This is a genomic window from Halorubrum sp. Atlit-26R (assembly GCF_003666015.1).
Taxonomy (GTDB): Archaea; Halobacteriota; Halobacteria; order Halobacteriales; family Haloferacaceae; genus Halorubrum.
Genome location: NZ_QPLT01000349.1, coordinates 1 through 544, shown reverse-complemented (window position 1 = coordinate 544; position 544 = coordinate 1). Strand labels below are relative to the sequence as shown.

General features: G+C 58.8%; 1 pseudogene. It reads right to left on the bottom strand.

Features of this window, described 5'->3' with window-relative positions:
- A pseudogene (locus DVK07_RS24060) lies at nt 1–288 on the bottom strand (hypothetical protein); the annotation flags it as partial.
- Nucleotides 289–544: the final 256 nt, after the last annotated feature.

The following is a 544-nucleotide window of genomic DNA, read 5'->3' as shown; positions in this document are numbered from 1 at the left end:
TGTTTCCGCATTCGCGTTGAGACCACTTGCGTTGCCATCATTATCGTTGGTTCCAGGATTTTCTAAGGTTATGGCGACTGTTTGATCATTCTGTTCAACAAACGGATTACCAGAAGCATTAGGACGGTCCGCAGGTGCGAGTCCCAGAAACGCGCTGGCGTCACCCGTTGTCTCCACGTTGACCGTCCGCTCCGCCGTCACAGTCGTAAACGCGCCCGTACCGAGGAGCGCGCCGCCGCCCGCTACTAAGCTACCCAATCCGATCAGGACGCTCCGTCTACTTGCCATACCTACACCATGTACCCCTACCCACTTTGTATTGAGTCGCTTGAAGCGCTGCGGGCACCCACCGGACATCGGTATCGATGGGCTTGAAACCAGTATCGGGGAGGCTGAATCGCGGCCTCGAACGAGATGACACCCGCCGACGACCGAAAGCCCGTCAATACAAAGCCGTCGAGCGACGAAGGGAGGCACGAGCAGCGACCGCCGCTCCGAACCACGATGCCCACACGACGACAGACTGCGCTCGGCCTCGCTTCGA